The sequence below is a fragment of the Salinispora pacifica DSM 45544 genome, from assembly GCF_000378845.1.
In the GTDB taxonomy this organism is placed as follows: Bacteria; Actinomycetota; Actinomycetes; order Mycobacteriales; family Micromonosporaceae; genus Micromonospora; species Micromonospora pacifica.
Genome location: NZ_KB905359.1, coordinates 3,259,761 through 3,281,112, shown reverse-complemented (window position 1 = coordinate 3,281,112; position 21,352 = coordinate 3,259,761). Strand labels below are relative to the sequence as shown.

At 70.6% G+C, this 21,352-nt stretch carries 22 protein-coding genes and 3 tRNA genes; 7 read left to right on the top strand and 18 right to left on the bottom strand.

Annotation, left to right across the window (positions count from 1 at the left end; translation table 11 throughout):
* The first annotated feature begins 84 nt into the window (after positions 1 to 84).
* Positions 85 to 543: an ArsI/CadI family heavy metal resistance metalloenzyme gene (locus SALPAC3_RS0115015; protein WP_018222039.1), complete on the top strand. Its 459-nt coding sequence runs from the start codon at positions 85 to 87 to the stop codon at positions 541 to 543.
* A gap of 87 nt (positions 544 to 630) precedes the next feature.
* On the opposite strand, the gene SALPAC3_RS0115010 is transcribed toward SALPAC3_RS0115015, so the two are convergent.
* Complete coding sequence (locus tag SALPAC3_RS0115010) at positions 631 to 1,176, bottom strand: GNAT family N-acetyltransferase (RefSeq protein WP_018222038.1); 546 nt, start codon at positions 1,174 to 1,176, stop codon at positions 631 to 633.
* A 254-nt stretch (positions 1,177 to 1,430) separates the two neighbouring features.
* On the opposite strand from SALPAC3_RS0115010, the gene SALPAC3_RS0115005 reads away from it, so the two are divergent.
* On the top strand, positions 1,431 to 2,816 hold the full coding sequence (locus SALPAC3_RS0115005) for a right-handed parallel beta-helix repeat-containing protein (RefSeq protein ID WP_026185587.1): 1,386 nt from the start codon (positions 1,431 to 1,433) through the stop codon (positions 2,814 to 2,816).
* 509 nt (positions 2,817 to 3,325) lie between these two features.
* Positions 3,326 to 4,117 (top strand): hypothetical protein, encoded by a 792-nt coding sequence (locus tag SALPAC3_RS27210; RefSeq protein ID WP_232430506.1) that lies wholly within the window; start codon positions 3,326 to 3,328, stop codon positions 4,115 to 4,117.
* A gap of 200 nt (positions 4,118 to 4,317) precedes the next feature.
* Here the strand turns inward: SALPAC3_RS27210 and SALPAC3_RS0114995 are convergent.
* The 7 genes from SALPAC3_RS0114995 to SALPAC3_RS0114965 form a co-directional block, all read right to left on the bottom strand.
* Positions 4,318 to 4,391 (bottom strand) — tRNA-Phe (locus SALPAC3_RS0114995).
* A 102-nt stretch (positions 4,392 to 4,493) separates the two neighbouring features.
* Positions 4,494 to 4,567 (bottom strand) — tRNA-Asp (locus tag SALPAC3_RS0114990).
* 26 nt (positions 4,568 to 4,593) lie between these two features.
* Positions 4,594 to 4,666: transfer RNA gene (locus SALPAC3_RS0114985), tRNA-Glu, on the bottom strand.
* Between the two features lie 220 nt (positions 4,667 to 4,886).
* Positions 4,887 to 5,831, bottom strand: a complete 945-nt coding sequence (locus SALPAC3_RS0114980) for a MerR family transcriptional regulator (protein WP_018222036.1) — start codon at positions 5,829 to 5,831, stop codon at positions 4,887 to 4,889.
* Complete coding sequence (idi, locus tag SALPAC3_RS0114975; RefSeq protein WP_018222035.1) at positions 5,821 to 6,420, bottom strand: isopentenyl-diphosphate Delta-isomerase; 600 nt, start codon at positions 6,418 to 6,420, stop codon at positions 5,821 to 5,823. Before idi ends, SALPAC3_RS0114980 begins: the two co-directional genes overlap by 11 nt.
* Positions 6,417 to 7,895, bottom strand: a complete 1,479-nt coding sequence (gene crtI / locus SALPAC3_RS0114970) for a phytoene desaturase family protein (protein ID WP_018222034.1) — start codon at positions 7,893 to 7,895, stop codon at positions 6,417 to 6,419. Before crtI ends, idi begins: the two co-directional genes overlap by 4 nt.
* 29 nt (positions 7,896 to 7,924) lie before the next feature.
* Complete coding sequence (locus tag SALPAC3_RS0114965) at positions 7,925 to 9,076, bottom strand: polyprenyl synthetase family protein (protein ID WP_026185585.1); 1,152 nt, start codon at positions 9,074 to 9,076, stop codon at positions 7,925 to 7,927.
* Between the two features lie 64 nt (positions 9,077 to 9,140).
* Here SALPAC3_RS0114965 and SALPAC3_RS0114960 point away from each other — a divergent pair, with 64 nt between their 5' ends.
* From SALPAC3_RS0114960 to SALPAC3_RS0114950, 3 genes are read left to right on the top strand one after another with little or no spacing between them, the layout of a single operon-like run.
* The gene (locus SALPAC3_RS0114960) at positions 9,141 to 10,073 is read left to right on the top strand and encodes a phytoene/squalene synthase family protein (protein ID WP_018222032.1); all 933 of its coding nucleotides are present in this window, start codon (positions 9,141 to 9,143) and stop codon (positions 10,071 to 10,073) included.
* Positions 10,074 to 10,082: 9 nt separating this feature from the next.
* The gene (locus SALPAC3_RS0114955; RefSeq protein WP_018222031.1) at positions 10,083 to 11,480 is read left to right on the top strand and encodes a dihydrolipoyl dehydrogenase family protein; all 1,398 of its coding nucleotides are present in this window, start codon (positions 10,083 to 10,085) and stop codon (positions 11,478 to 11,480) included.
* A 28-nt stretch (positions 11,481 to 11,508) separates the two neighbouring features.
* Complete coding sequence (locus SALPAC3_RS0114950) at positions 11,509 to 12,927, top strand: MmgE/PrpD family protein (RefSeq protein WP_018222030.1); 1,419 nt, start codon at positions 11,509 to 11,511, stop codon at positions 12,925 to 12,927.
* A gap of 5 nt (positions 12,928 to 12,932) precedes the next feature.
* Here the strand turns inward: SALPAC3_RS0114950 and SALPAC3_RS0114945 are convergent, their stop codons facing one another.
* Positions 12,933 to 13,694 carry a crotonase/enoyl-CoA hydratase family protein gene (locus SALPAC3_RS0114945; RefSeq protein WP_018222029.1) on the bottom strand — a complete coding sequence of 254 codons (762 nt, stop codon included), beginning with the start codon at positions 13,692 to 13,694 and terminating at the stop codon, positions 12,933 to 12,935.
* 126 nt (positions 13,695 to 13,820) lie between these two features.
* On the opposite strand from SALPAC3_RS0114945, the gene bluB reads away from it, so the two are divergent.
* Positions 13,821 to 14,450 carry a 5,6-dimethylbenzimidazole synthase gene (gene bluB, locus SALPAC3_RS0114940; protein ID WP_018222028.1) on the top strand — a complete coding sequence of 210 codons (630 nt, stop codon included), beginning with the start codon at positions 13,821 to 13,823 and terminating at the stop codon, positions 14,448 to 14,450.
* A gap of 8 nt (positions 14,451 to 14,458) precedes the next feature.
* Here bluB and SALPAC3_RS0114935 read toward each other — a convergent pair whose 3' ends face one another.
* Genes SALPAC3_RS0114935 through SALPAC3_RS0114895 form a run of 9 tightly spaced genes read right to left on the bottom strand, consistent with a single transcriptional unit; the run spans position 14,459 to position 21,352 of the window.
* On the bottom strand, positions 14,459 to 15,622 hold the full coding sequence (locus tag SALPAC3_RS0114935; RefSeq protein ID WP_018222027.1) for a LysM peptidoglycan-binding domain-containing protein: 1,164 nt from the start codon (positions 15,620 to 15,622) through the stop codon (positions 14,459 to 14,461).
* 14 nt (positions 15,623 to 15,636) lie between these two features.
* The gene (locus tag SALPAC3_RS0114930) at positions 15,637 to 16,116 is read right to left on the bottom strand and encodes a pilus assembly protein TadG-related protein (RefSeq protein WP_018222026.1); all 480 of its coding nucleotides are present in this window, start codon (positions 16,114 to 16,116) and stop codon (positions 15,637 to 15,639) included.
* Complete coding sequence (locus SALPAC3_RS0114925) at positions 16,113 to 16,616, bottom strand: TadE/TadG family type IV pilus assembly protein (protein ID WP_018222025.1); 504 nt, start codon at positions 16,614 to 16,616, stop codon at positions 16,113 to 16,115. The genes SALPAC3_RS0114930 and SALPAC3_RS0114925 overlap by 4 nt, the downstream gene beginning before the upstream one ends.
* The gene (locus tag SALPAC3_RS0114920) at positions 16,601 to 17,020 is read right to left on the bottom strand and encodes a TadE family protein (protein WP_018222024.1); all 420 of its coding nucleotides are present in this window, start codon (positions 17,018 to 17,020) and stop codon (positions 16,601 to 16,603) included. The genes SALPAC3_RS0114925 and SALPAC3_RS0114920 overlap by 16 nt, the downstream gene beginning before the upstream one ends.
* A gap of 4 nt (positions 17,021 to 17,024) precedes the next feature.
* Positions 17,025 to 17,219, bottom strand: a complete 195-nt coding sequence (locus SALPAC3_RS0114915; RefSeq protein WP_018222023.1) for a hypothetical protein — start codon at positions 17,217 to 17,219, stop codon at positions 17,025 to 17,027.
* Positions 17,220 to 17,243: 24 nt separating this feature from the next.
* Complete coding sequence (locus SALPAC3_RS0114910) at positions 17,244 to 18,113, bottom strand: type II secretion system F family protein (protein ID WP_018222022.1); 870 nt, start codon at positions 18,111 to 18,113, stop codon at positions 17,244 to 17,246.
* The gene (locus SALPAC3_RS0114905) at positions 18,110 to 19,012 is read right to left on the bottom strand and encodes a type II secretion system F family protein (protein WP_018222021.1); all 903 of its coding nucleotides are present in this window, start codon (positions 19,010 to 19,012) and stop codon (positions 18,110 to 18,112) included. The genes SALPAC3_RS0114910 and SALPAC3_RS0114905 overlap by 4 nt, the downstream gene beginning before the upstream one ends.
* Complete coding sequence (locus tag SALPAC3_RS0114900; RefSeq protein ID WP_018222020.1) at positions 19,009 to 20,535, bottom strand: TadA family conjugal transfer-associated ATPase; 1,527 nt, start codon at positions 20,533 to 20,535, stop codon at positions 19,009 to 19,011. Before SALPAC3_RS0114900 ends, SALPAC3_RS0114905 begins: the two co-directional genes overlap by 4 nt.
* The gene (locus tag SALPAC3_RS0114895; protein ID WP_018222019.1) at positions 20,525 to 21,352 is read right to left on the bottom strand and encodes a CpaE/TadZ family protein; all 828 of its coding nucleotides are present in this window, start codon (positions 21,350 to 21,352) and stop codon (positions 20,525 to 20,527) included. Before SALPAC3_RS0114895 ends, SALPAC3_RS0114900 begins: the two co-directional genes overlap by 11 nt.

Sequence of the window (21,352 nt, the reverse complement as noted above, 5' to 3'; positions counted from 1 at the left end):
CTTCGAGAAACATCGAGACAGCGAAGCCGGCGTCGCTCCATCCACGCCGACAACCAGATGATCGAACCCAGCAGGAGGAAAGCCATGTCCCGGGTACAGCTCGCGCTCCGCGTCTCCGACCTCGAAGGCTCAATCGCCTTCTACTCGAAGCTGTTCAACACCGAGCCAGCCAAGCGCCGCCCCGGCTACGCCAACTTCGCCGTGACGAACCCGCCGCTGAAGCTCGTACTCCTGGAAGGTGAGCCGGACCAGACCACCGCGCTGGACCACCTGGGGGTCGAGGTGCCCAGCACCGACGAGGTAGACGCCGCGACCAGGCGACTCGCCGACTCCGGTCTTACCACCCTGGAGGAGCAGAACACCGAGTGCTGCTACGCGCTCCAAGACAAGGTCTGGGTGCACGGCCCCGGCAAGGAGCCGTGGGAGGTCTACACCGTCAAGGCCGACTCCGACCAACTCCAGAAGGCGACCGAGAGCGCGTGCTGCACCCCGACCGGGGCGAAGGAAACGGCGGGCAGCGGCAACCAGGCGAGCTGCTGCTGACCGCCCGTACGCATCGAGGCAGTGACCGCCGGCGCCTCACTCAACGACTGCGCCGGCGGTCCTGCCGAGGTGCGTTGGGGCCGGAACTCAGTGCGTCGACTGCCGCATGATCCAGGTGGGCAGGGGCTCCTCGAAGGTGCTCGCCACCTCCCAGCCAGCCCGTCGGTACACCTCGACGTTGTCGGGGTTGCTGGTTTCCAGGACCGCCGGAAGACCCGCTGCGGCGGCGTGTCGCAGCCCCATTGCCATGACCGCGTGGCCCCATCGACGACCCATACTCTCAGGATGGGTGCCCAGGACGCTGAGGTACCAGAACGGCTCTGTGGGCAGCGCCGCGTCCATCGCCCGATGGAAGGCATCGAAGCGACTCAGCGCCTCGGCGGGGAGGTGAGTGGCGAGAACGCCGTCCAGCTCCTCGCCTTCCACCCCAGGCGCCTGCCAGATCGCGACGGACGCTCCGCGCTCGATCGTCCAGATCGTTTGTTGCTGCACCTGCTTGTCGAAAAGGTACCCAAAGAAGACAGTGGCGTACTCAGGGTAGGTCGCCTGGTCGGGGAAATAACATCGCAGCAGGGGGTCCTTCTCGAAGGCGGCGACAAGTGAGCCGACGACGCGCTCACGGTCTCCCGGCATGGCAACGGTGATCTCAGGTGCTGTCACGGGATGCAAAACTACCGCAGCTCAACGCGACTACCCGATACGTGTAAGCAGGCTCGCATCTCATTTGGGGGCTTTTGTTCACATATCGCCCTCTACATACCCTATGCCGGATTTTACTCGTGTTGGTTGCCTCCTACCTGGTAGCCCGAGGAGCGCCACACCGCACCGCTCTGGGTGGCTCCTCGTCCGTAAACGGGGAAGGACAGCGGAGCGCGATGGACCACGCGATGGACCACCAGCACCACAAACACGAACCGAGCCGGCTGCGCCAACGCCGCCCAAAGCCACGATGGTGGGCGGTCGGACTGGCCGGGATGACGGGCTTGGCCCTCACCACCGTCGGGGTTGCCGCCGCCGCGGACGCCGCCCGGCCTTTCCCGACCAGCGCCGAGGACCGCCCTGGCAAGACCGCGGACCATCCCGGGACGCCGGACAAGCCCGCCACCGGTGGCCACCGCGGCGAATCCGACGAGCAGGGCAAGGGCAAGAAGGAGCCCAAGGGCACCCCCGTACCCTGCGACGCCGACGCCCTGATCGCCGCGATCACCCTCGCCAACGCCCGCGGCGGCGCCACCCTCAACCTCGCCAAAGACTGCACCTACCTGCTCACCACCAACCTCGACGGCGCCGGCCTGCCCACCATCACCACCCCCATCACCCTCAACGGCAACAAACACACCACCATCGAACGCGCCGCCGCCGCCGACCAGTTCCGCATCCTCACCATCAACGTCGGCGGCGACCTCACCCTCAACAACCTGAAAATCACCGGCGGACAGACCATCGGCGACGGTGGCGCAATACTCGTCAACACCGGCGGCAGACTCACCGCCAACGACAGCGCTATCACCCGCAACATCGCCGACGGCAACGGCGGGGGCATCGCCAACAACGGCATTACCCACATAAACCACTCGTCCGTTGATGACAATAGCGCTGCCGTTTTTGGTGGCGGCGTCCTCAGCTTTGGCGTACTCAAGATCCGCAAGACCAATGTGCGTACCAACACCACTGGTTTCGTCGGGGCTGGGGTCTTCGGCGCGGGCGAGGTCCAGATCGACAGCAGTACGATCAACGCCAATCACGCCTCATTCGGCGCCGGCGGCCTTGTCATGTTTATTGGAATCGGCGCCGTGACGGATACCGCCATCACGAACAACACCGCGATGGAGGTCGGCGGCATCCTCGTGAACCTCGACACACAACTCACCTTCAAATCTGTCACCGTGGCCGAAAATGCCGCCACCGCAAGCCTCGTTGGCGGGCTGGGCATGAACCCGGGCTCCTCCGTCGTCGTCGAGAACAGCAACATCACAAACAATACGGCGGACACCGATGCCGGCGGCATCTACAACACCGGCTCGCTGGTGTTGCGACGAACAAAGGTCACCGGAAACCAGGCAGGTGACGAGGGCGGCGGCATACACAACACGTTCGGGGGCGCCGCCCGTCTCTTCGGCACAAAGGTGGTAGAGAATATCGCCGCCACCGATGGCGGGGGTATCTTCAACGATTTCAATGCAACAGTTGAGTTGAACACCGCCACCGGCACCATCGTGGTCAAGAATCGGCCGAACAACTGCTCCGGCGACGTGCCTGGTTGCGCCGGTTAGCGATCCGTGCGGTTCGCGAGGGAGGCTGCGGGCCCAACGGGCGGCGGCCTCCCTGCGCGCGGGCCAGGGCGGAGACAACCGACCCGTGCACCTGGCCTGGCCGGGTGGCCATCGACGCACGGAGGCCATCCAACAAGATCCTCACCTACGTCTCCGCTGGCGGGGACCGTTACGTCCTGGTATGACGATCTTTAGTTTCCCCTTGGCTGGGTCACAGGGATCAGACGCTGATGCCTACCAACTTCGCCGATTCAAAACCGTGACTGCCAGTCAAACAAGAACAAATATGATCAAAACACCCAGTGAGAACCACCGCCGCAAGCCGAGACACTACACGCCATTCTGATACATACATTTCTGTCGAATTCACGACAGCGGCGACAGCCTCCGAATATTGAGCCTCAGGAGTACGGTATCCAGTGCTGGCGGTGGCTTGAAATTGTCGATGCCGTCAATTTCGAAATCGCCGAATATTTGGCAGTAACTCGTGGGGAGAGGATGGGTAAACGATGAGACTCGTCGACCTCGACAGAAATGCTGTGACCGAGTGGCAGATCCGGGAAACGGACGACTACACGGTAATGTGCCAACGCAATGACCCAGACCGTGTCCTCACAGCTTGCATTCTCTTCCTTCGCGGTGACTTCGAATCACTCAATGACGCTATCGTGCAGGCGGAACTGCAGAGGGAAGTCGCCCATACCGCCGAGCAAAGATTAGTGGATCGCGCGATGATGAGGTGGGTTCCATCAGGGCCCGTGGGTGAATCACCTACGAACAACAGCTTCGTCAACCTCATCACCGGCGAGGGTGAGGTGAATTTCTCCAACAGAAGCGCCGAAATGAACTGCTGGGAAGCGGTAATCGTCGCAGCAATACTGAACGGAGACATCGTGAATACCGATACGCTGAGGCACCTCTACACCAACGGCGAACCGAGAAATTTCACACCAACACTCGTTCACCACCTGGCAATGGAAAGGCACGTCTACAACGGCGCAGGGCCTCTACTGTCTCGCCCCGTCAGGGGTGACGTCGTCATGTTCTCCGGCCTGGATCATGTCGTGCTGGCAACCGGCAGACGGGTAGAGGCACCAGCAGCACGAGAAGGCCATCCGGAACAGTCCGGAGGTAGGCAGGTGATTAGCTTCTGGCCCGCGCCGTTTATCAAGAACTTTGGGCCAGGTACCGCGGCCACCGTGTCCCTAACCACGGTGGAAGGCATCCACCAGTGGATACGCGAAGACGGCGGGAACGCGGATGTTACCTTCGGCTGCCCCAATTGGCGAGCTCTCAGGTGAGACTAGGTTAGTACGTACAAACCTAGGTGCCTACGGACTTACCTACCGTCGAGTTTGTGATCGACTTCGACCCGGAGCGGACACGGCGGCAGGTGGCCTCAACCACGGCCATCCTCAGAGCTCCCAGGCAACGCCGGATACAAAAGATCCCCACCTACGTTGCCGCTGGTGGGGACCGTATAGCCCGGCGAAAGGCTATGTGGCCAGGGGCGGGGTCGAACCGCCGACCTTCCGATTTTCAGTCGGACGCTCGTACCAACTGAGCTACCTGGCCGTGCTTCGGGTCATGCTACCTGCCCGCCGAGGTCGCCGACGGGCCGGGTCACCTACCCGATATGTTGAAGGCCGCGCGTGCTAGCGCGGCCTTCAACGTTTGCGGTCCTGACGGGACTTGAACCCGCGACCTCCGCCTTGACAGGGCGGCGAGCACTCCAACTGCTCCACAGGACCTAGCTCATCCGACCGAGGTCGGACCGTGCCCCCAACGGGATTCGAACCCGTGCTACCGCCTTGAAAGGGCGGCGTCCTGGGCCGCTAGACGATGAGGGCGGCCCCGCCATCATTGCACACTCACAAGTTCTGACGGTCTTGCTCCCATCCGGCCCCGCCGGAGGCTTCGAAAGCATACGTGATGGCACGCCGCTCAGCCAAACCGACCCCGAGTATTCCCCACCAGAGCGGAACCCGCAGGTGAAGCCCGGAATCCGGCCAGGGTCGCCCCTCGCGGACAACTCGGCCCCGCAACCGGGCCCAGGCTCGCGGGCAGCCCCTACCCCGCGGCTGACTGGTCCAACGAGTCGCGTACGGCTGCCGCGAGCGAGAGCGCCTCGGCGAGGTCCACCGGGCGCACCACCCCGGCGGGGAGGCTGTCTGCCCGCCAGCCCGGCCCGGCCGCGAACACCAGCAGCGGCCGATAGGGGCCCGTGAGCAGGGCGGTGAGCTGGGTGGGATCGGCGGTGCTCCGGGTCTGCGACCACAGCACGACCGCAGCCGGCCCGGTACGGTTGACCGCCTCCAGCAGCGCCCGCACCGGCACTCGGGCCCCGAGCAGCCGGTGGGCGATCCCGACTTCGGCCAGCGCCGCCCCGAGCGCCTCCAGCGGCAGACTGTGCTGCTCCTCGTCGGCGCAGGAGAGCAGGATGCGAGGTGGCCCATTGGGCGCGTGAGCGCGGACCACCGCGGCGAACGCCTCCGACACGCAGCGGGACACCAGGTGCTCGACCTCGATCAGCGCCGCGGTGGCGACGTGCCGTTCACCGATCCCGGCGAGCACTGGTCGCAGCAGCGTGTCCCAGGTCGTGACCACGCCGTCGATGCGGATGGCCCGGTCGATCACCTCGTTGATGGCGTTGGAGTCAAGTCGCATGGCGGCCCGGGCCAGACCCCGAGCGGTCGGGCCGGACCGGCCCACCGGGATTGTCGCGCCACCGCCGTCGCGCACCCCCCGTCTCTCGGTCCGGGGAGTGGGGCCGGGAAGCGCGGCGTCGGGGGCCTGAACTGCCCAACGGGCGGCCTCGGCCGGGGCGACCCCGTTGGCGGTGAGCCGCCGCATGGTCTCCAGGCGGGCAAGGTCGGCCGGGGTGTAGCGGCGGTGGTGCCCGGGGAGGTGCTCGCTGGGCCCGAGCCCGTAGCGCTGATGCCAGGTGCGCAGGGTCGTCACCGCGACCCCCAGCCGGCGGGCGACGGCGCCAGCGCTCAGTGCCTCATCCGCCACCTGGCCGCTCCGGAGCGTCCTCGGCCGCCAGCATGGGCTGACGCAGGGTCGGCTCGCCCGGGTGTAGCAACCGGTTGAGCACCCCGCCCAACCACGGGGCGTACGCGGGTGGGTCGGCGTCGAGCTCCGCTGCCAGCACGGCCGGGGGCACCCAGCGCAGTTCGGCGACCTCCTCCGGATCCGGGCGCAGCGGGGCGTGGGCCGGCAGGTCGCCCCGGAGGACGTGGTCGTACTCGAACTCGACCCTGCCGGTGGTCGGGTCCTCGGCCCGGTAGACGTAGACGCCGACCTCGGTCAGCTCGACCGGGGCGGCGCCCAGCTCCTCGCCGAGCCGGCGGTTGGCGGCCATCGTCAGCGGCTCGCCGGGCAACGGGTGGCCGCAGCAGGCATTGGCCCAGCGCAGCGGGAAGCGGGTCTTCACCGCGGCCCGGCGCTGGAGCAGGACCCGACCGTCGGGGTCGACGAGCAGTACCGAGAAGGCACGGTGTAGCCGCCCCGGCGGCTGGTGCGCGGCGCGCACGGTGGTCTGCCCGGTCACCACGCCGGCCTCATCCACCAGCTCGACCTGGTGGGCTTCTCGACCGGTCACGAAGCGACCCCCGTCACCCGCGCGGCGGCGAGCTTGCCGGAGATCAGCACCATCGGCACCCCAACTCCGGGCTGGGTGCCCGAGCCGACGAAGACCACGTTCGCGAGTCCGCGGTGCAGGGTGGGCGGTCGAAACGGCCCGGTCTGGAAGAGGCTGTGCGCGGAGGCGAACGGCGTGCCGGCGGCCATGCCCTGCTCCGCCCACTCGGCGGGGGTGACCGTCCGCAGCACCTCGATGCCGTCTCCGAAGCCCACGTAGCCCCGCTCCTCCAGCGTTCGCACCAGCCGGTCGGCGTAGCGGTCGGCCAAGCCGCCCCGCCAGTCGAACGGGGCCCGGTCGAGGTTCGGCACCGGCGCCAGCACGTAGTAGGCGTGCCGGTCGGCGGGGGCTACCGACGGGTCGGTCCGACTCGGGTTGGTGACCAGCAGCGACGGGTCGCTCATCAACTCGCCCCGACGGATGACCTCGTCAAAGGTGCCGCGCCACGCCCGCCCGAAGTGGATGTTGTGGTGAGCGATCTTCGCATAGCCCTGTGTCGACCCGACGTGCAGGACCACGCAGGAGGGGGAGTAGGTCAACCGGCGGTGCCGGGTCTGGAGCAGTTCCCGGTGCGCCACCGGCAGGTCCGGGTTGAGCACCACCACGTCGGCGGGGACGAACTCCCCGCTGGCGGTCCGGACACCGGTCGCCCGGTCGGCGGCCGTCTCCACCTGGGTCACGGTGGTGTCGTACCGGAGCTGCACCCCGTGTTTCTCGGCGGCGCCGGCCATGGCCCGCGAGACGGCGTGGATGCCGCCGCGCGGAAAGTGCACCCCGGCGACGGAGTCGAGGTACGCGATAACCGCGTAGATGGCGAGTGCGTCGTGCGGCGCGAGCCCGGCGTACATCGCCTGGAAGGAGAAGACGCGCTGGGTACGCGGGTCTCGGAAGAACTGGTTGATCTTCGTCTGAAGCCGCCGGAAGGCACCGCCGGCGAGTAGCTTCAGCAGGTTCCCGGTGAGCAGGTCGGTGGGGGCGTCCAGGTTGCGTTCGATGAAGTCAGCCCGCTCGAGGCGCCACAGCTCACGGGCGTATTCGACGAAGCGGAGGTAGCCGTCGGCCTCCCGGGGACCGCAGACCCTGGCGATCTCGGCGGCCATCCGGGGCGTGTCGGTGATCACGTCCAGGGTGGAGCCGTCCGGATAGTACGCCCGGTAGGCGGGGTCTAGTGGGGTCAGTTCGAGCCAGTCGTCGAGCTCCTCACCGACGGCGTGCAGCGCCTCGGCGATCAGATCCTGCATGGTGAGCACTGTGGGACCGGTGTCGAAGTCGTACCCGTCGACGCTGAGTCGACCGGCCCGACCACCCGGCACCGGCTCGCGTTCCAGCACTGTCACCTGGCGACCGCTGCCCGCCAGGTGCAGCGCGCAGGCCAGCCCGCCGAGCCCGGCACCGACGATCACCACCCGGTCCGTACGACCGCGTACCGTGCGCACCTGACCACCTCCTCGGGAAGACGCGCCCATCATGCTCGCCGGTGGGTGGCGACGGTCGCGAGACCGGCGAGCGCGGTCCGCGCGGTGTCATCGATGGCTGGAGCAGTGAGGGCGTCGAGCGCCTCGGCGACCCGGTCGGAGATCATCTGCTCGACCTGGGCGACGGCACCGGTCTCCGCGACCACCTCCGCCAGTCGGGTGACCTCCCGGTCGTCCGCGCCCGCGCCGATCTGGTCGAGGGCCCGGCGCTGGGTGTGGTCGGCCCGGCTGCGGGCCAGCATGAGCAGCGCGGTCGGCTTGCCGGTACGCAGATCACCGGCGGGTTTACCGGTGGTGGCCGGGTCGCCGTAGACGCCGAGCAGGTCGTCGCAGAGTTGGAACGCCTCGCCGACGGCCTGGCCGTAGCGGGTGTACGCCGCGATCAGCGGGGAGTCGGCGCCGACGCCGGCCAGGCCGGCGCCGAAGAGCAGCGGCCACCGCACCGTGTAGCTGGCGGTCTTGTAGCGGGCGACCTGCAGGGCCCGCTCCACCGACCAGTTCGTCGGGTCGCTCTCGCCGAGGACGTCGAGGTATTGCCCGGCGACGGTCTCCACCCGCATCTGGTCGTAGCAGCGCCGGACCGCCAGCAGCCGGGCCGGCGGCAGGACGGCCTGCGCGAGGAGCCGGTCGGCCCAGACCAGGCAGAGGTCGCCGACGAGGATGGCGACGTTCTCGCCGAACTTGCCGGAGTCGCCGCGCCACCCGGCCGCGACGTGCTGGGCGGCGACCGCGACGTGTGCGGTGGGCCGGCCACGCCGGGTGGCGGAGGAGTCCATCACGTCGTCGTGGGTGAGGGCGAAGGCGTGCAGCACCTCCAGTGCGGCGAGCGCCGGCAGCACGGGGGGCAGCGGCTCCGCGCCGCCGACCACGCCCCGCCACCCCCAGTACGCGAAGGTCGGGCGGAGCCGCTTTCCGCCGGCCAACACGCTGTCGCGGGCGATGGTGGCGAACTCACCGGCACTCGGGTCGATCGCGGCCAGCGCATCGGTCTCGGTGTCGAGGAAGGCGACGAGGGTGTCGTCAACCGCGGCGACGACCTCCTCGGTGTAGGCGGCCAAGCGGGCGCGCACCGGGTCGGTGTCGCCACCACGGCGGACCGGGATGACCCGGGGGGCTTTACCCACAACTGCGTCGTTGGCCATGCGCGCGAGCATATCCTAGGGTTACGAGTTGCGTCGATTCATGCGTCGATTTGAGGGAGGGTCGGTGGACACGGATCTCACCGCCGCCTACGACCGATGCCGTGAGCTACACCGTCACCACGGCCGCACCTACTATCTCGCCACCCGGCTGCTTCCCGCCTGGAAACGGCGACATGTACATGCTCTATACGGTTTCACCCGCTATGCGGATGAGATTGTTGACCGAACCGAGGAGTTGCCCGCGGCGCAGCGGGCCGCCCAACTGGACGACTGGGCCCAAAGGTTCCTCGCCGGCCTGCACGGTGGGTTGGTCACCGACCCACTGCTCCCCGCCGTGCTACACACCATCGCCGTCTTCGACCTGAACCGAGACGACTTCGCGTCGTTTCTGCGCAGCATGGCGATGGACCTGACCATCAGCTCCTACCCCACCTATACCGACCTGCTCCTCTACATGGAGGGCTCCGCCGCCGTCATCGGCACGATGATGCTGCCGATCCTCGGCAGCGCCGACCCGGTCGCCGCCCGCGAGCCCGCCCGCCAACTCGGCTTCGCATTCCAACTGACGAACTTCATCCGGGATGTTGCCGAAGACCTCGACCGTGGCCGGACGTACCTACCGGACGCGGACCTGGCCCGCTTCAGCGTCACCCGCGACGACCTCCTGGCCGCCCGCGCCGCCGGCCGGACCAGCGAACCGATTCGGGAACTGATCCGCTACGAGGTGGCCCGGGCCCAGGCGCACTACGCTGCCGCCGCACCCGGAGTCACCCTGCTCGACCCCGCCTCGCAGGCCTGCATCCGCACCGCGTACACGCTCTACGGGGGCATCCTCGACGAGGTCGCGGCGCAGGACTTCGATGTCTTCGCCCGACGGGCTCGGGTGCCGCAGCACCACCGGTTGACGGAGACCGCCCGTGCCCTTTTCACCCGAACCGGCACGCCCGTCCGGGTGCCCGGCCCACCCTTGACGGCACTCACCCGGCCCCTTCCCTAGGCTGACAGGATGGAGCCAGAACTGGTGGATGTGGTCGTTGTCGGGCTCGGAGTCGGCGGCGAGGAGGTGGCCGGCCGGCTCGCCGAGGCCGGGCTCAGCGTCGTCGGCATCGAGCGGGACCTGGTCGGTGGCGAGTGCCCGTACTGGGGGTGTGTGCCAAGCAAAATGATGATCCGAGCGGCGAACACCCTCGCCGAGGCACACCGGGTGCACGAATTCGCCGGGTCGACGCGGGTGTCGCCCGACTGGGCACCCGTAGCGGAACGGATCCGCGCGGAGGCCACCGACAACTGGGACGACCGGGTCGCGGTGGAACGGTTCAGCAACCAGGGCGGGCGCTTCATCCGGGGCAGCGGACGACTCGAAGGACCGGGTCGGGTCCGCGTCAACGACCAGGTCTTCCAGGCCCGACACGGAATCGTGCTGAGCACCGGCACCCGCCCCTCCGCACCGCCCATCGACGGGCTGGCCGAGACGCCGTACTGGACGAACCACCAGGCGATCGAGGTGGCTCGGCTACCGGAATCGCTACTGGTACTCGGCGGCGGCGCGATCGGGCTGGAGCTGACGCAGGTCTTCGCGCGATTCGGCGTCCAGGTCACCGTGGTCGAGGCGTTGGACCGGGTGCTGGCGACCGAGGAGCCGGAGTCGTCCGAGGTGGTCACCGCCGCACTCCGTGCCGACGGCGTCAATATCCACACCGGAGTGTTGGCGGACCGGGTCGACCACGACGGGCAGAAATTCACCCTACGGGCGAACGACGCGCGGTACACCGCCGAACAGCTGCTGGTGGTGACCGGCCGCCAGGCGCACCTGGACGAACTGGGCTTGGACACTGTCGGCATCCGCGCCGACCAGCGCTTCCTACCGGTTGACGACCGACTGCGCGTCACCGACGGAATCTGGGCGGTCGGCGACGTGACCGGTGCCGGCGCCTTCACCCACGTCGCGACCTACCAGGCGGGCATCGTCGTCGCCGACCTACTCGACCGCGTCCGTCGATCGGACACGGGAGCGGGGGCGGACCCGAACGGCACAGTCGTCCCCCGAGCCGACTACCAAGCGTTGCCCCGGGTCACCTTCACCGACCCGGAGGTCGGGGCGGTCGGGCTCACCGAGTCCCAGGCCCGTCAGCGGGGAATCAACGTCCAGGTCGGCTCCGTGTCGCTGGGCTCCTCGGCCCGCGGGTGGATCCACCGCGCTGACGGCCTGATCAAACTCGTCGCCGACGCCGACCGGGGAGTGCTGGTCGGTGGAACGTCCGTCGGGCCAGCCGGCGGCGAGGTGCTCTCCGGGCTGGCGGTCGCCGTGCACGCGGCGGTACCGCTGGCGGAACTCCGCAGCATGATCTACGCGTACCCGACCTTCTACCGGGCCATCTCCGACGCCCTGCGGGACCTGGGCTGATCCGGCGGGTCCAGGAACGGAGGCGAGAATGGCCGGTGCGACCCCGACCGGCCCGGCCGGGCCGACCGACCCGGACGGGCCGACGGGTCGGCTCGTCACCTGGCTGGCGGAGACCTCAATCGACGCCATCCCCGCCGACGTCACCACCCGGGCCCGGCACCTGATCCTGGACGGCGTCGGCTGCCTCTTGGTCGGCGCCCGACTACCCTGGTCCCAGATCGCCGTGCGGAGCCTGACCGTCGAGCCCGGCTCCAGCGTGGTCGCCGGGTGGGACCGCACCACCGACGCGTCCACGGCGGCGCTGCTGAACAGCAGCTTCATCCAGGGCTTCGAGCTCGACGACGTGTCGTACCGGATTCCCTGGCACGCCAACGCGGTGTTGCTGCCGGTGCTGCTGGCCGTGGCCGGCCGGCGGGCGACGGTCACCGGGACCGACCTCCTCCGAGCCGAGGTGTTGGGCTTCGAGACCGGCGTCCGGGTCGGCCGCGCGCTGGGCGGACCGGAGCTACTTACCCGAGGCTGGCACTCCGGCGCGGTCTTCGGCGGGCTGGGGGCAGCAGCGGCCGGCGGGGTGCTGTACGACCTGAGCCCCGCCCGGTTCGAAGACGCTCTGGGCATCGCCGCGACCCAGTCGGGCGGGTTGATGGCCGCGCAGTACGAATCGATGGTCAAGCGCATGCAGCACGGCTTCGCGGCCCGCAACGGCCTGGTCGCGGCGACCCTGGCAGCCGGCGACTACATCGGGATCAAGCGGGTCTTCGAACGCGGCTACGGCGGGTACCTGGCGGCCTTCACCGCGCGGCACGACACCGATCCGTCGGCGATCGGCGACGCGCTGGGCGAACACTGGTACCTGCCGGAACAGACGATCAAACCGTACGCGGCGATGGCGTACACCCACCCGTCGATCGACGCCGCGCTGGCGCTGCGGGCGACGGACGGTTTCGACCCCGCCACCATCGAACGGATCGAAATCGAGGTCGCCGAGCCCGTCTTCGACCACGCGGTCTTCCCGCTCCACCGGCCGATCGAGAGCGTCGCCGCGCAGATGTCCGTCTGCTACACGACGGCGGCGGCGCTCCTCGACGGCGCGGTCTCGGTGGAGCAGTTCCGACCGGACCGGCTGGACCAGGACGACGTGTGGCGGCTGATCGACCGGATGACCGTGACCCGGGGGTCCGGACCGGCCACTGCGGGGCGGGTGCGCCTGACCACCGATGCTGGTCAGACCCACGAGCGGCGCATCGAAACGCCGCTCGGCTCGGTGCAGCGTCCACTCGGTAACACCGACATCGTGGACAAGTATCGGGATCTGACCGGGCGCGTCCTGGATCGGCACCGCCAGCAGGCGATCGAGGACCTGGTGCTGCACCTGGACGAGCGCCGGGACGCCCCGGCGGCGCTCCTCGCGCTGCTCGCCCCGGAGGTCGGCGGCGCGCTGGACTGACCCGTTCAGGCCCCGGCGCCGTGCCGACCGGCACCCGCGGCGAACCGGGCCGCCCCGGCCACCGCGTCGGCGGCCAACGACTCCATCCCGTAGGTCAGCTCGGTCGCCAGCGCCGCCGGCTCGGACAGCGCCGCCGTGGCCAGCATCGCGGCTCGATCGTTGCGCAGGCAGGTCTGCGGATGCCCGGCGAGCTCCGCGGCCAGCTGCTCGGCTGCGGTCCGAGCCGTACCGGGGGCGACCAGCCGGTTCACCAGACCCATCGCGTACGCCTCGGACGCCGGCACCGGACGGCCGGTGAGGATCAGGTCCATCGCCCGACTCTCGCCGATCAGCCGGGACAGCCGAAACGTCCCACCGTCGATCAGCGGTACGCCCCAACGCCGGCAGAAGACGCCGAGCACCGCGTCGTCCTCGGCAACCCGTAGGTCGCACCAGAGCGCCAGCTCCAGCCCGCCCGCCACCGCGTACCCGGAGATCGCCGCGATCACCGGCTTGGACAGCGTCATCCGGGTCGGACCCATCGGGCCGTCCCCATCCGGTGCGACCCGATTGCCGGTCGGGGTGTCGATCGCCTTCAGGTCGGCACCGGAGCAGAACGTTCCGCCCGCACCGCAGAGCACCGCCACCGCCGCGTCCGGGTCGGCCTCGAAGGCGCGGAAGGCATCGGCCAGCGCCCGCGCGGTCGGGCCGTCCACGGCGTTCCGCGCCGGCGGCCGATCCAGGATCACTGTGGTCACCATCGCGGACCGTTCGACGCGTACGCCCATTGGGACAGCATGACCCCGGCGGTGTCCGGCGCGCCAGCGCCGGAGCCCGATCTCGGCGTGCTGGGCTGGCGCCGTCCCTGGAGATCGGATTAGATTGCTCGGCGATGTGATCATGTGAGGTGCCCGATGGATCTGTACGACGTCATCCACCGCCGCCGGGACGTGCGAGCGCAGTTCACCGGGGCGCCGGTGCCCACCGAGACCCTGGACCGGGTGCTCGCCGCCGCCCACGCGGCCCCGAGCGTCGGATACTCGCAGCCGTGGGACTTCATCCTGGTCCGCGACCCGGAGCTGCGCCGCGCCTTTCACGAGCACGTCAGCGCCGAGCGGGAGGTCTTCGCCGCGGCCCTGACCGGGGAGGCGGCCGAGAGGTTCGCCCGCATCAAGATCGACGGGGTGTTGGAGTCCAGCCTGTCGATCGTCGTCACCTACGACCCGGCCCGGGGCGGACCGGCGGTCCTCGGCCGGCACGCCATCGCCGACACCGGGCTCTACTCAGCCTGCCTGGCCATCCAGAACCTCTGGCTCGCCGCGACCGCCGAGCAGCTCGGCGTCGGCTGGGTGTCGTTCTACCGGGAGCAGTGGCTCGCCGAGCTACTCCGGATCCCGGCCGGGATCCGTCCGGTGGCCTGGCTCTGCCTCGGCCCGGTCACCCACTTCGAGGCGGTACCCGACCTGGCCCGGCACGGCTGGCGGAGCAAGCGCCCGCTGGCCGAGGCCGTGCACACCGACGGCTGGGGCGACCCGCCGGCGTAGGGACGGGATCAGTCCCGCCGGTGCCGGCCAGCCGGCAGTTCCCACTGCCGTTGACCGTTAGGCAGCGCGCGACGGCCGGTCCCGGTGCGAGCGGTCGCCGGGCGTCGGCGCAGGCCGAGCGCCGCGCCGATCTGCGCGCCGACGATACTCGACACGGCGAGGACCGCCGAGACGGCGAGCGGCCGGTTCACCCGGTTCGGATCGCCGGGACCAGCCGCACCGACGGCCACGACCGGCACCTCCGCCGCCGGATCCGAAGCGGTCTGGTCCGAAGCTGCCGGATCCGTCGAGGACGCGTCCGAAACCGCCGTCCCCGAAACAGCCGAGTCCGAACCAGCCGACTCCGCAGGTGACGGCCCCGTTGCCTGCTCGGCCGGCGCCGGTGGCCGGGGTGGGGTCGGTCGGGCGACCAGCCGTCCGGTGGCGTGCGGGCCGGGGCCACGGTCGTGGGCCTCGGCGGGCAGCCGCAGGAGCTGACCCGGGTGGATCCGGTCCGGGTCGGCCAGCCGGTTCAGCGTGGCCAGACTCTGGTAATCCTCGAACCCGTCCAGGTACCGCGCGGCGATCGATCCGAGGTAGTCGCCCCGGGCCACCCGATAGACCGGTGCCCGCTCCGGCTCGGGGGTTGCCGCGGCGGCTGCCAGGGGCGCCGCCGGGCCCGCCACCACCGTGGATGTTGCCGGGCCCGCCACCACCGTGGATGTTGCCGGGCCCGGCACCACCGTGCGTGCTGTCGGGCCCACCGCCGCCACCGCCGTGGACGCTGTCGGGGCCGCCGCTACCGCCGCTGCGCTGGCCGCCACGGGACTCGCCACCAGAATCAATGCGACTGAACCGACCAGTGCGGCGGCGGCCCGCTGCTGCCGGCCCATCCCCGGCAACCGGGGGACGGGGCGACGGACGGCGAGGGCTCCCAACTCGACCAGCACCGAGAAGGCGAACGTGGCCCAGCCCACCCAGCCGGCCACCGCCAGTACCCGGATGAAGAGCTGGCCGTCGTCGCGGCTGGTCAGCACCGTGCCGATCTCACCGAGGGTCGGCATCTGCGCCGGCAGGGGGTTACCGGCGAACGCGAGTAGCGCCACCGGAGCGCCGACCAGCAGCACACCGAGCAGGGCGAGGGCACCGAACCCGGTGAGCACCCGGCCAAGGAGACGAGCCGATGTGGACATGGCAGCCTTCCTTCCTACAGTCCACCGGTCAGCGCCCGTGCGGTCGCCTCCCCGGTGACGTTGACGGTGTCGTCGAAGCCGACGAGGCCGAGCAGCGACCTCCCGTAGGTGACGGTGACCCGCACCCGAACCACGGTCTCCCCGTCAACTCCCGGAAAGCTGACGGTGTGTGCGCTGGCACCGGCGGCGGCGAGATAATCGGCCACCGCCCGCCGCGCCTGCGGCTCGTCGATCCGCTTCGTCCCACCCTCGATCGCGGTGGCCAGATCGATCGACTGCCCCCCGGCGCGGGCGGCTTCGCTGGCGAGGTTGTCAGCTCGCTGCAGCGCGCGTAGCTGCCCGGCCCCATCGAAGGCGAGCGCCACAACGGTGAGAATGCCCAGGGCGGCGATGGCCAAGAAGACACTGACCCGGCCTGAATCGTCCCGGCCCGAGGCGCTGCGGCCCAGGCCGGTACGACTCAACTCGGTGCGGCGGATCGGCTCGGCGGTCATCCTCTGCTCCGGTAACGGTCCAGCGGCGAGGTGAAGCTGGCCGACACCCGACGGCTGCCCGGCACCCCCGGGATGGTGTCCAGCCGCAGGTCGGACAGGTCGACGGTGCAGGAGAGGCGAACGGTCACCGCGGCCGGCTGGCCGATCGGGCTCCGGAACGCGGCGGCGAAGCTGGTCGCCTGGCCGTTGACGGTGCCGCTGAGGTCAACCGTCGGCGTACTCGTGCAGTTGAGACCGCGCCAGTCGAGCTGCCGGACGGCCGCCGCCCGGGCCCGCTCACCGGCGGTGTCCGCGTCGCGGGAGATGGAGGCGGCGCGGGCGGCATCGTGCGCCGCCGCCTCCACGGCCTCGGCCGCGACCGCGGTACGCCCGGCGACTCCGGCGAGGACCATCAGCGCGATGAAGGCCGGCGCGAGGATCGCCGCCTCGACGGAGACCGAACCACGGTCGCGCTGCGGGTCGCCGCGTCGGCCACGGTCGCGGATCACGGCTCCGTCCACCGTTCCACCGTCCCGTGTGCGCTCTCGCTGATCGGGAAGTCGACGCCGGGTACGACGGAGAGCGAACGGCCCCGGACGGTACAGGTCACCTCGGCCGTGTCGGTCTGGCAGCCCGGCCCCGGGGAGTCCCAGTCGACCAGCCAGCCGCCGGCCGCGGTGAGGAAGCGTCGCGCCCGGTCCGCGCCCGCGTCCGGCGGGGCGTTGAGCACCCGCTGCGCGTTGACCCCGCTCTGCGCCGCGTGCATCGCCGTGGACCGGGCGATGAACACGGCGGCCACCTGGATCGCCCCGAAGAGCAGCACGAAGATCACCGGCATCACCACCGCCAGCTCCACCGGGTTCGCGCCCCGGTCCGTGCCGCCGAGCCGTCGGCGCAGCGCGAGGCAGGCCCGTCGCACGCGCATCGGATCAGGGCGCGGTCGGAATGGCGTTCATCCAGTCCTCCGCCCGGCTGGCGACGAGCGCCGTGACGGTGATCGCGGCAGCCACCAGACCAAAGATGATCACAGCGGTGGGGACGGGACTGTCCCCCCGCTCGCGGTCGGAACGCAGCTCGGCCAGGCGCGCGGCCAGCGCGACCTGGAGGCGAACGAAGAGGGACATGGCGGGCTCCTTGTCGGACGGTCGTCAGAGACGGGCGAGGAACGGGTAGGTGGCGAAACCAAGCAGTACGAAGACGAGCAGGGCACCCGGGATGTCCAACCGGCCGGTAATCCCCTCCGCCCGCGCCAGGTTGTCGGTGCGGATCTGGTCGCGCAGCGAGTCGGCCCGGCTGCGCAGGGTCTCGTGCACCTGCGCGCCCTCGCTGCCCGAGGAGCGCATGATCGCGCCCACGTCCCCGAGCTCGGGAATACCGATCCGGTCGGCGAGGTCCCGCAGTTCGTCCCAGGGTGAGTGCATCTGGAGCTGGGCGAGCCGCAGCGACTCCCGGATCCGGTCGAAGACCCAGCCGTCGCAGACCTCCGCCGCCCGCTCCAGCGACTGCACCGGCCCGTGCGCGGCGGAGAGCTGCAACGCCACCAGATCCAGGTAGGTGCAGACGGCGGCCCGGAACTCGCCGCGGGCCGCCTCCGCCTTGGTCAGCACCGCGCGGTGCGCGAGCCACGCGCAGATCAGCGCCAGGCCGAGACTGCCCAGCACCGGTACGGCCACCGGCAGCCCGACGCCCGTGGCGGCGAAGGTGACGCTGAGCAGGGTCGGCGAGGCGAGTCCGATCAACGCGGAGAGCAGCAGCGACAGGGCGTACTGCTCGGGGGTACGGCCGAGCAGGGCGAGCTGTTGGTGCGGGGGACGCAGCCACCGGGTGAGCCCGGTCAGCCACTCCAGCCGCTGGCCGGCGGCTCCAGCCGGGTGGGCCGCTCCCGGCGGCTGGTGCAGCCGCCGCAGCGCGGGGCCGAGCGCGGGGGTCGCCGGCAGGAGCTCCTGAACCACCAGGAAAACCCCGAGCCCGACCAGCGCCCCGGCGGTCACCGCGACGGTCAACAGCCAGTTCGTCACGTCAGCACCTCCTGCGGCTCCGGCGCGGGCAGGAAACGGGCCGGCCGCTGCGGCTGGCTCATCGCGCGAACCCAGGCCAGCAGGACGATGAAGGACACCCCGAGTACCGCCATCACGAGCTGCCCGGTCGGGGTGCCGTACGGACGGATGTAGTCGGTGTTCAGCAGCCCGTACGCGAGCACCGCCAGGGTCATGCCGGTGAGGAAGCGGACCGCGAACCGGGGCTGGGTACGTTTGGCCTCGATCTCCCGCCGGGTGGCGACCTCGGCGCTGGCGGCTGCGGCGATCGAGCCGAGTACGTCGCCCAGGCGCTCCCCCCGATCGGTCAGGTGCAGAATCAACGCCGCCACCACCTGGTCGCACACCGGGTCGGCGATCTCGTCGGCGAAGGCCAGCAGGGCCGGACGGGCCAGCCAGCCGGTCTGGAGGCGGGCGGCGAGCAGCCGTACCTCCTCCTGGATCTCCTCCGGCGCGGTGGCGACGGTGCCGGTGATCGCGGCCTGCAGGCCCTGCCCGGTGGCCGAGATGTCCTTGAGTCGTCGGGTCCACTCACCGACCGCCTCGATCCGGGCGATGGCCTGTTGCTCAGCCCGGCCCACCGAGAAGAGCCAGGGCGTGCCGGGGACCGCGACGGCGACCAGCAGGCCGACCACCGGGAGCCCGGTCAGCAGGAAGCCGAACGCGCCGGCGAACACCGCGCCGACGAGGAGCAGTTGGTGGAAGCGGCGTTCCCGCGCCGTGGTGCCGAAGCCGAGCCGGCTGAGCCCGCGCCGGGCTCCGGGGCCCGGCCCGGGTGGGCGGCGGGTGCCGACGATCGCGACGATGGCCAACAGCAGCCCGGCCACGCAGGCGGCGCCGGAGAGCACCGCGACGAGTTCGATGTCGACCGCGGCGTTCATCGTTGGGCCAGCCGCGTCTGCCGGGGGCGTCGCCAGGCGCCGCTGCCCGCCTCGATCCACCGGCTCAGCAGTCGGGTGTCGTAGCCGACCCGCAGGAGCTGCGCGCGGATCCGCTCCGGTAGGTGCCGGGGCACCGCCCGTCCGTCCGGGCCGGGCCCGAAGACCGTGGTGGTGGTGATCCGATCGCTGTCGCCGACGCCAATCACCTCCTCGACGTGGGAGACGAAGCGGTGCTTGCGGCCGCCGATCGCGGTCTCGTCCTCGATGGTGACGTAGACGATCAGGTCGAGGGCGTTTCCGGCCATCCGGCGGGCCTGGTCCACGGTCACCTCCCGGCCGTGCGCCAGGGCCAGCTCGATGATCCGATCGCCGACGCCGGCCGGGGTACGGGCGTGGATCGTGCACATCGAGCCGCGGCTGGTGGTCATCGCTTGGAGCATCGGCACGATCTCCCGGGAGCGGACCTCGCCGACGATGATCCGCAGGACGCCCATCCGCAGCGACACCGGGATGAGGTCGGCGATGCTGACCTCACCGGCCGGGCGGCCGTCCGGCCCGCGTTCACCGTGCCCCTCGCGGGCTTCGAAGCTCATCACCGCCCGGTGCCGGTCGCCGCGGCGGGCCGGTAGCAGCTCCCGGCTCTCCTCCAGCAGCACATACGGCTCATCAGCCGGGATCTCGTTCATCAGGGCCCGGATGACGGTCGTCTTACCCGCCCCGGCCAGGCCGGCGACCATGATGTTCAGGCCGGCGCGCAGGGCGGCGCGGAGGAAGTCGCGCAGCAGCGGGTCGAGCATCTCGTCCAGGTCGTTCCGGCCGCCGGCGAGGTCGTCCAGCCCCACATCGAGCGTGTTGTGCTTGCGGATCACCGCGTAGGGGCGGTGGCTGACCAGGAACACCGCAGCGAGCCGGCTGCCGTCGGGCAGTTGCAGGTCGAGGGTGGGCTTGGAGGTGGAGAGCGAGCGTTCGGTGGCGCCCGCCCGCCGGGCCGCCGCCTGCAGGATCTCCACCAACTCCTCGTCGCTGTCGGCGATCGGCTCGATCCAGTCGACCCCGCCGCCGCGCCGGGTGACCCGCACCTGGTCGCAGCCGAGAATGTGCACCTCTTCGATGCTCTCGTCCACCAGGAGTGTCTGGAGCCGGCCGAGCCCGGCCAGCTCGGCGGTCACCTGGTCGAGCAGGAGCCGTTCCTCCTCGGCGGTGAGCGGGGTGCCGGCCCGACGGACCGCGTCGGCGTACGCGGAGACGACCGCGACCGCCAGCCGGGCACGCTCGGTGTCTTCGGCGTCGGGGTCGAACTCGCGGCCGCGCTGCCAGTGGGTGAGCCGTTCGCTGAGCTCTCGGCGCAGCTCGCGGACGACCTGGAAGTCGACCCGGGGGCGGGGCGGTGGCTCCGGCCGGGCAGCGGCGGGCCCCGGCTGCCGGCCGTTCGGCGGGGCCAGCGGCGGCGCGGTCGAGGTGGCGGCCGGGGCGGCGGTCGGGGGGTGCCGCCGGGGGTCGGCGGAGACGGGTTCAAATCGCATTCGACGCCTCCTGCGGCGCAGCGCCGGCGCCCTCGTGGCCCGCCGCCGGCCAGGCCAGGCGGGCCCGCCTGCGGTCCAGCAGCGTCCCGATCGGCACCTCCAGCTCGCTGGCGGCGCGCAGCAACGGCCGACCGATCCGCACGGTCCCACCGAGCGTCAACACCTCGGCGGTACGCGGGTCGTGCGGCAGCCGCGCGACGACCGGCACCTGCAACGCCTTGCTGATCTCGCCACGCCCGTGCCCGTCGCCGACCAGCAGCAGCCGCAGCGTGCCCGGGGCGACTCGGTGCTCGGTGAAGTCCCGCTGGATCGCCCGGACCAGCGCGCGGGTGGCCGAGACCTCGGGCAGCCGCGCCCGGGTGACCACCAGCACCACGGAGGCGGCGCGCAGCAGCGGCCAGGGCGGGCCGGGTACGTGCAGGCGGCCGCAGTCGACGAGGACGTCGTACGGCGGGTCACCGTGGTCGAGTTCGGTGAAGAAGTCGGCGAACCGCTGCCAGAGCGGGGTGACGCTGCCGGCCTGGGCGGGGTCGACCACGCCGGGCAGCAGCAGCCGTTCCCGTTTCGGCGCGTCCAGGTCGACCAGCTGCGACCAGAACGCCGCCTCCAGGTTGCCGTCCCGCAGCTCCCCGACGGCCAACTCGCCGATGCCCCGGGGCCCGTCGAGCGTGCCACCGAGGTAGCCGGCGAGCAGGGATCCGCCCGCCGGGTCGCACTCGGCGAGCACCAGCCGCCGGTGCCAGGTCAGGGCGCAGGCGAGCGCCGAGGTGGTGACTCCCGGCGAGCCCTTCGCGGCGACCAGCGCGATGATCGCCAT

Coding starts and splice junctions, on each gene's coding strand:
- SALPAC3_RS0115015 (WP_018222039.1), top strand. CDS start 85: ATGTCCCGGGTACAGCTCGCGCTCCGCGTCTCCGACCTCGAAGGCTCA.
- SALPAC3_RS0115010 (WP_018222038.1), bottom strand. CDS start 1,176: ATGCCGGGAGACCGTGAGCGCGTCGTCGGCTCACTTGTCGCCGCCTTC.
- SALPAC3_RS0115005 (WP_026185587.1), top strand. CDS start 1,431: ATGGACCACCAGCACCACAAACACGAACCGAGCCGGCTGCGCCAACGC.
- SALPAC3_RS27210 (WP_232430506.1), top strand. CDS start 3,326: ATGAGACTCGTCGACCTCGACAGAAATGCTGTGACCGAGTGGCAGATC.
- SALPAC3_RS0114965 (WP_026185585.1), bottom strand. CDS start 9,076: ATGGCCAACGACGCAGTTGTGGGTAAAGCCCCCCGGGTCATCCCGGTC.
- SALPAC3_RS0114955 (WP_018222031.1), top strand. CDS start 10,083: ATGGAGCCAGAACTGGTGGATGTGGTCGTTGTCGGGCTCGGAGTCGGC.
- SALPAC3_RS0114950 (WP_018222030.1), top strand. CDS start 11,509: ATGGCCGGTGCGACCCCGACCGGCCCGGCCGGGCCGACCGACCCGGAC.
- SALPAC3_RS0114945 (WP_018222029.1), bottom strand. CDS start 13,694: ATGGGCGTACGCGTCGAACGGTCCGCGATGGTGACCACAGTGATCCTG.
- bluB (WP_018222028.1), top strand. CDS start 13,821: ATGGATCTGTACGACGTCATCCACCGCCGCCGGGACGTGCGAGCGCAG.
- SALPAC3_RS0114935 (WP_018222027.1), bottom strand. CDS start 15,622: ATGTCCACATCGGCTCGTCTCCTTGGCCGGGTGCTCACCGGGTTCGGT.
- SALPAC3_RS0114930 (WP_018222026.1), bottom strand. CDS start 16,116: ATGACCGCCGAGCCGATCCGCCGCACCGAGTTGAGTCGTACCGGCCTG.
- SALPAC3_RS0114920 (WP_018222024.1), bottom strand. CDS start 17,020: ATGCGCGTGCGACGGGCCTGCCTCGCGCTGCGCCGACGGCTCGGCGGC.
- SALPAC3_RS0114915 (WP_018222023.1), bottom strand. CDS start 17,219: ATGTCCCTCTTCGTTCGCCTCCAGGTCGCGCTGGCCGCGCGCCTGGCC.
- SALPAC3_RS0114905 (WP_018222021.1), bottom strand. CDS start 19,012: ATGAACGCCGCGGTCGACATCGAACTCGTCGCGGTGCTCTCCGGCGCC.
- SALPAC3_RS0114900 (WP_018222020.1), bottom strand. CDS start 20,535: ATGCGATTTGAACCCGTCTCCGCCGACCCCCGGCGGCACCCCCCGACC.
- SALPAC3_RS0114895 (WP_018222019.1), bottom strand. CDS start 21,352: ATGGCGATCATCGCGCTGGTCGCCGCGAAGGGCTCGCCGGGAGTCACC.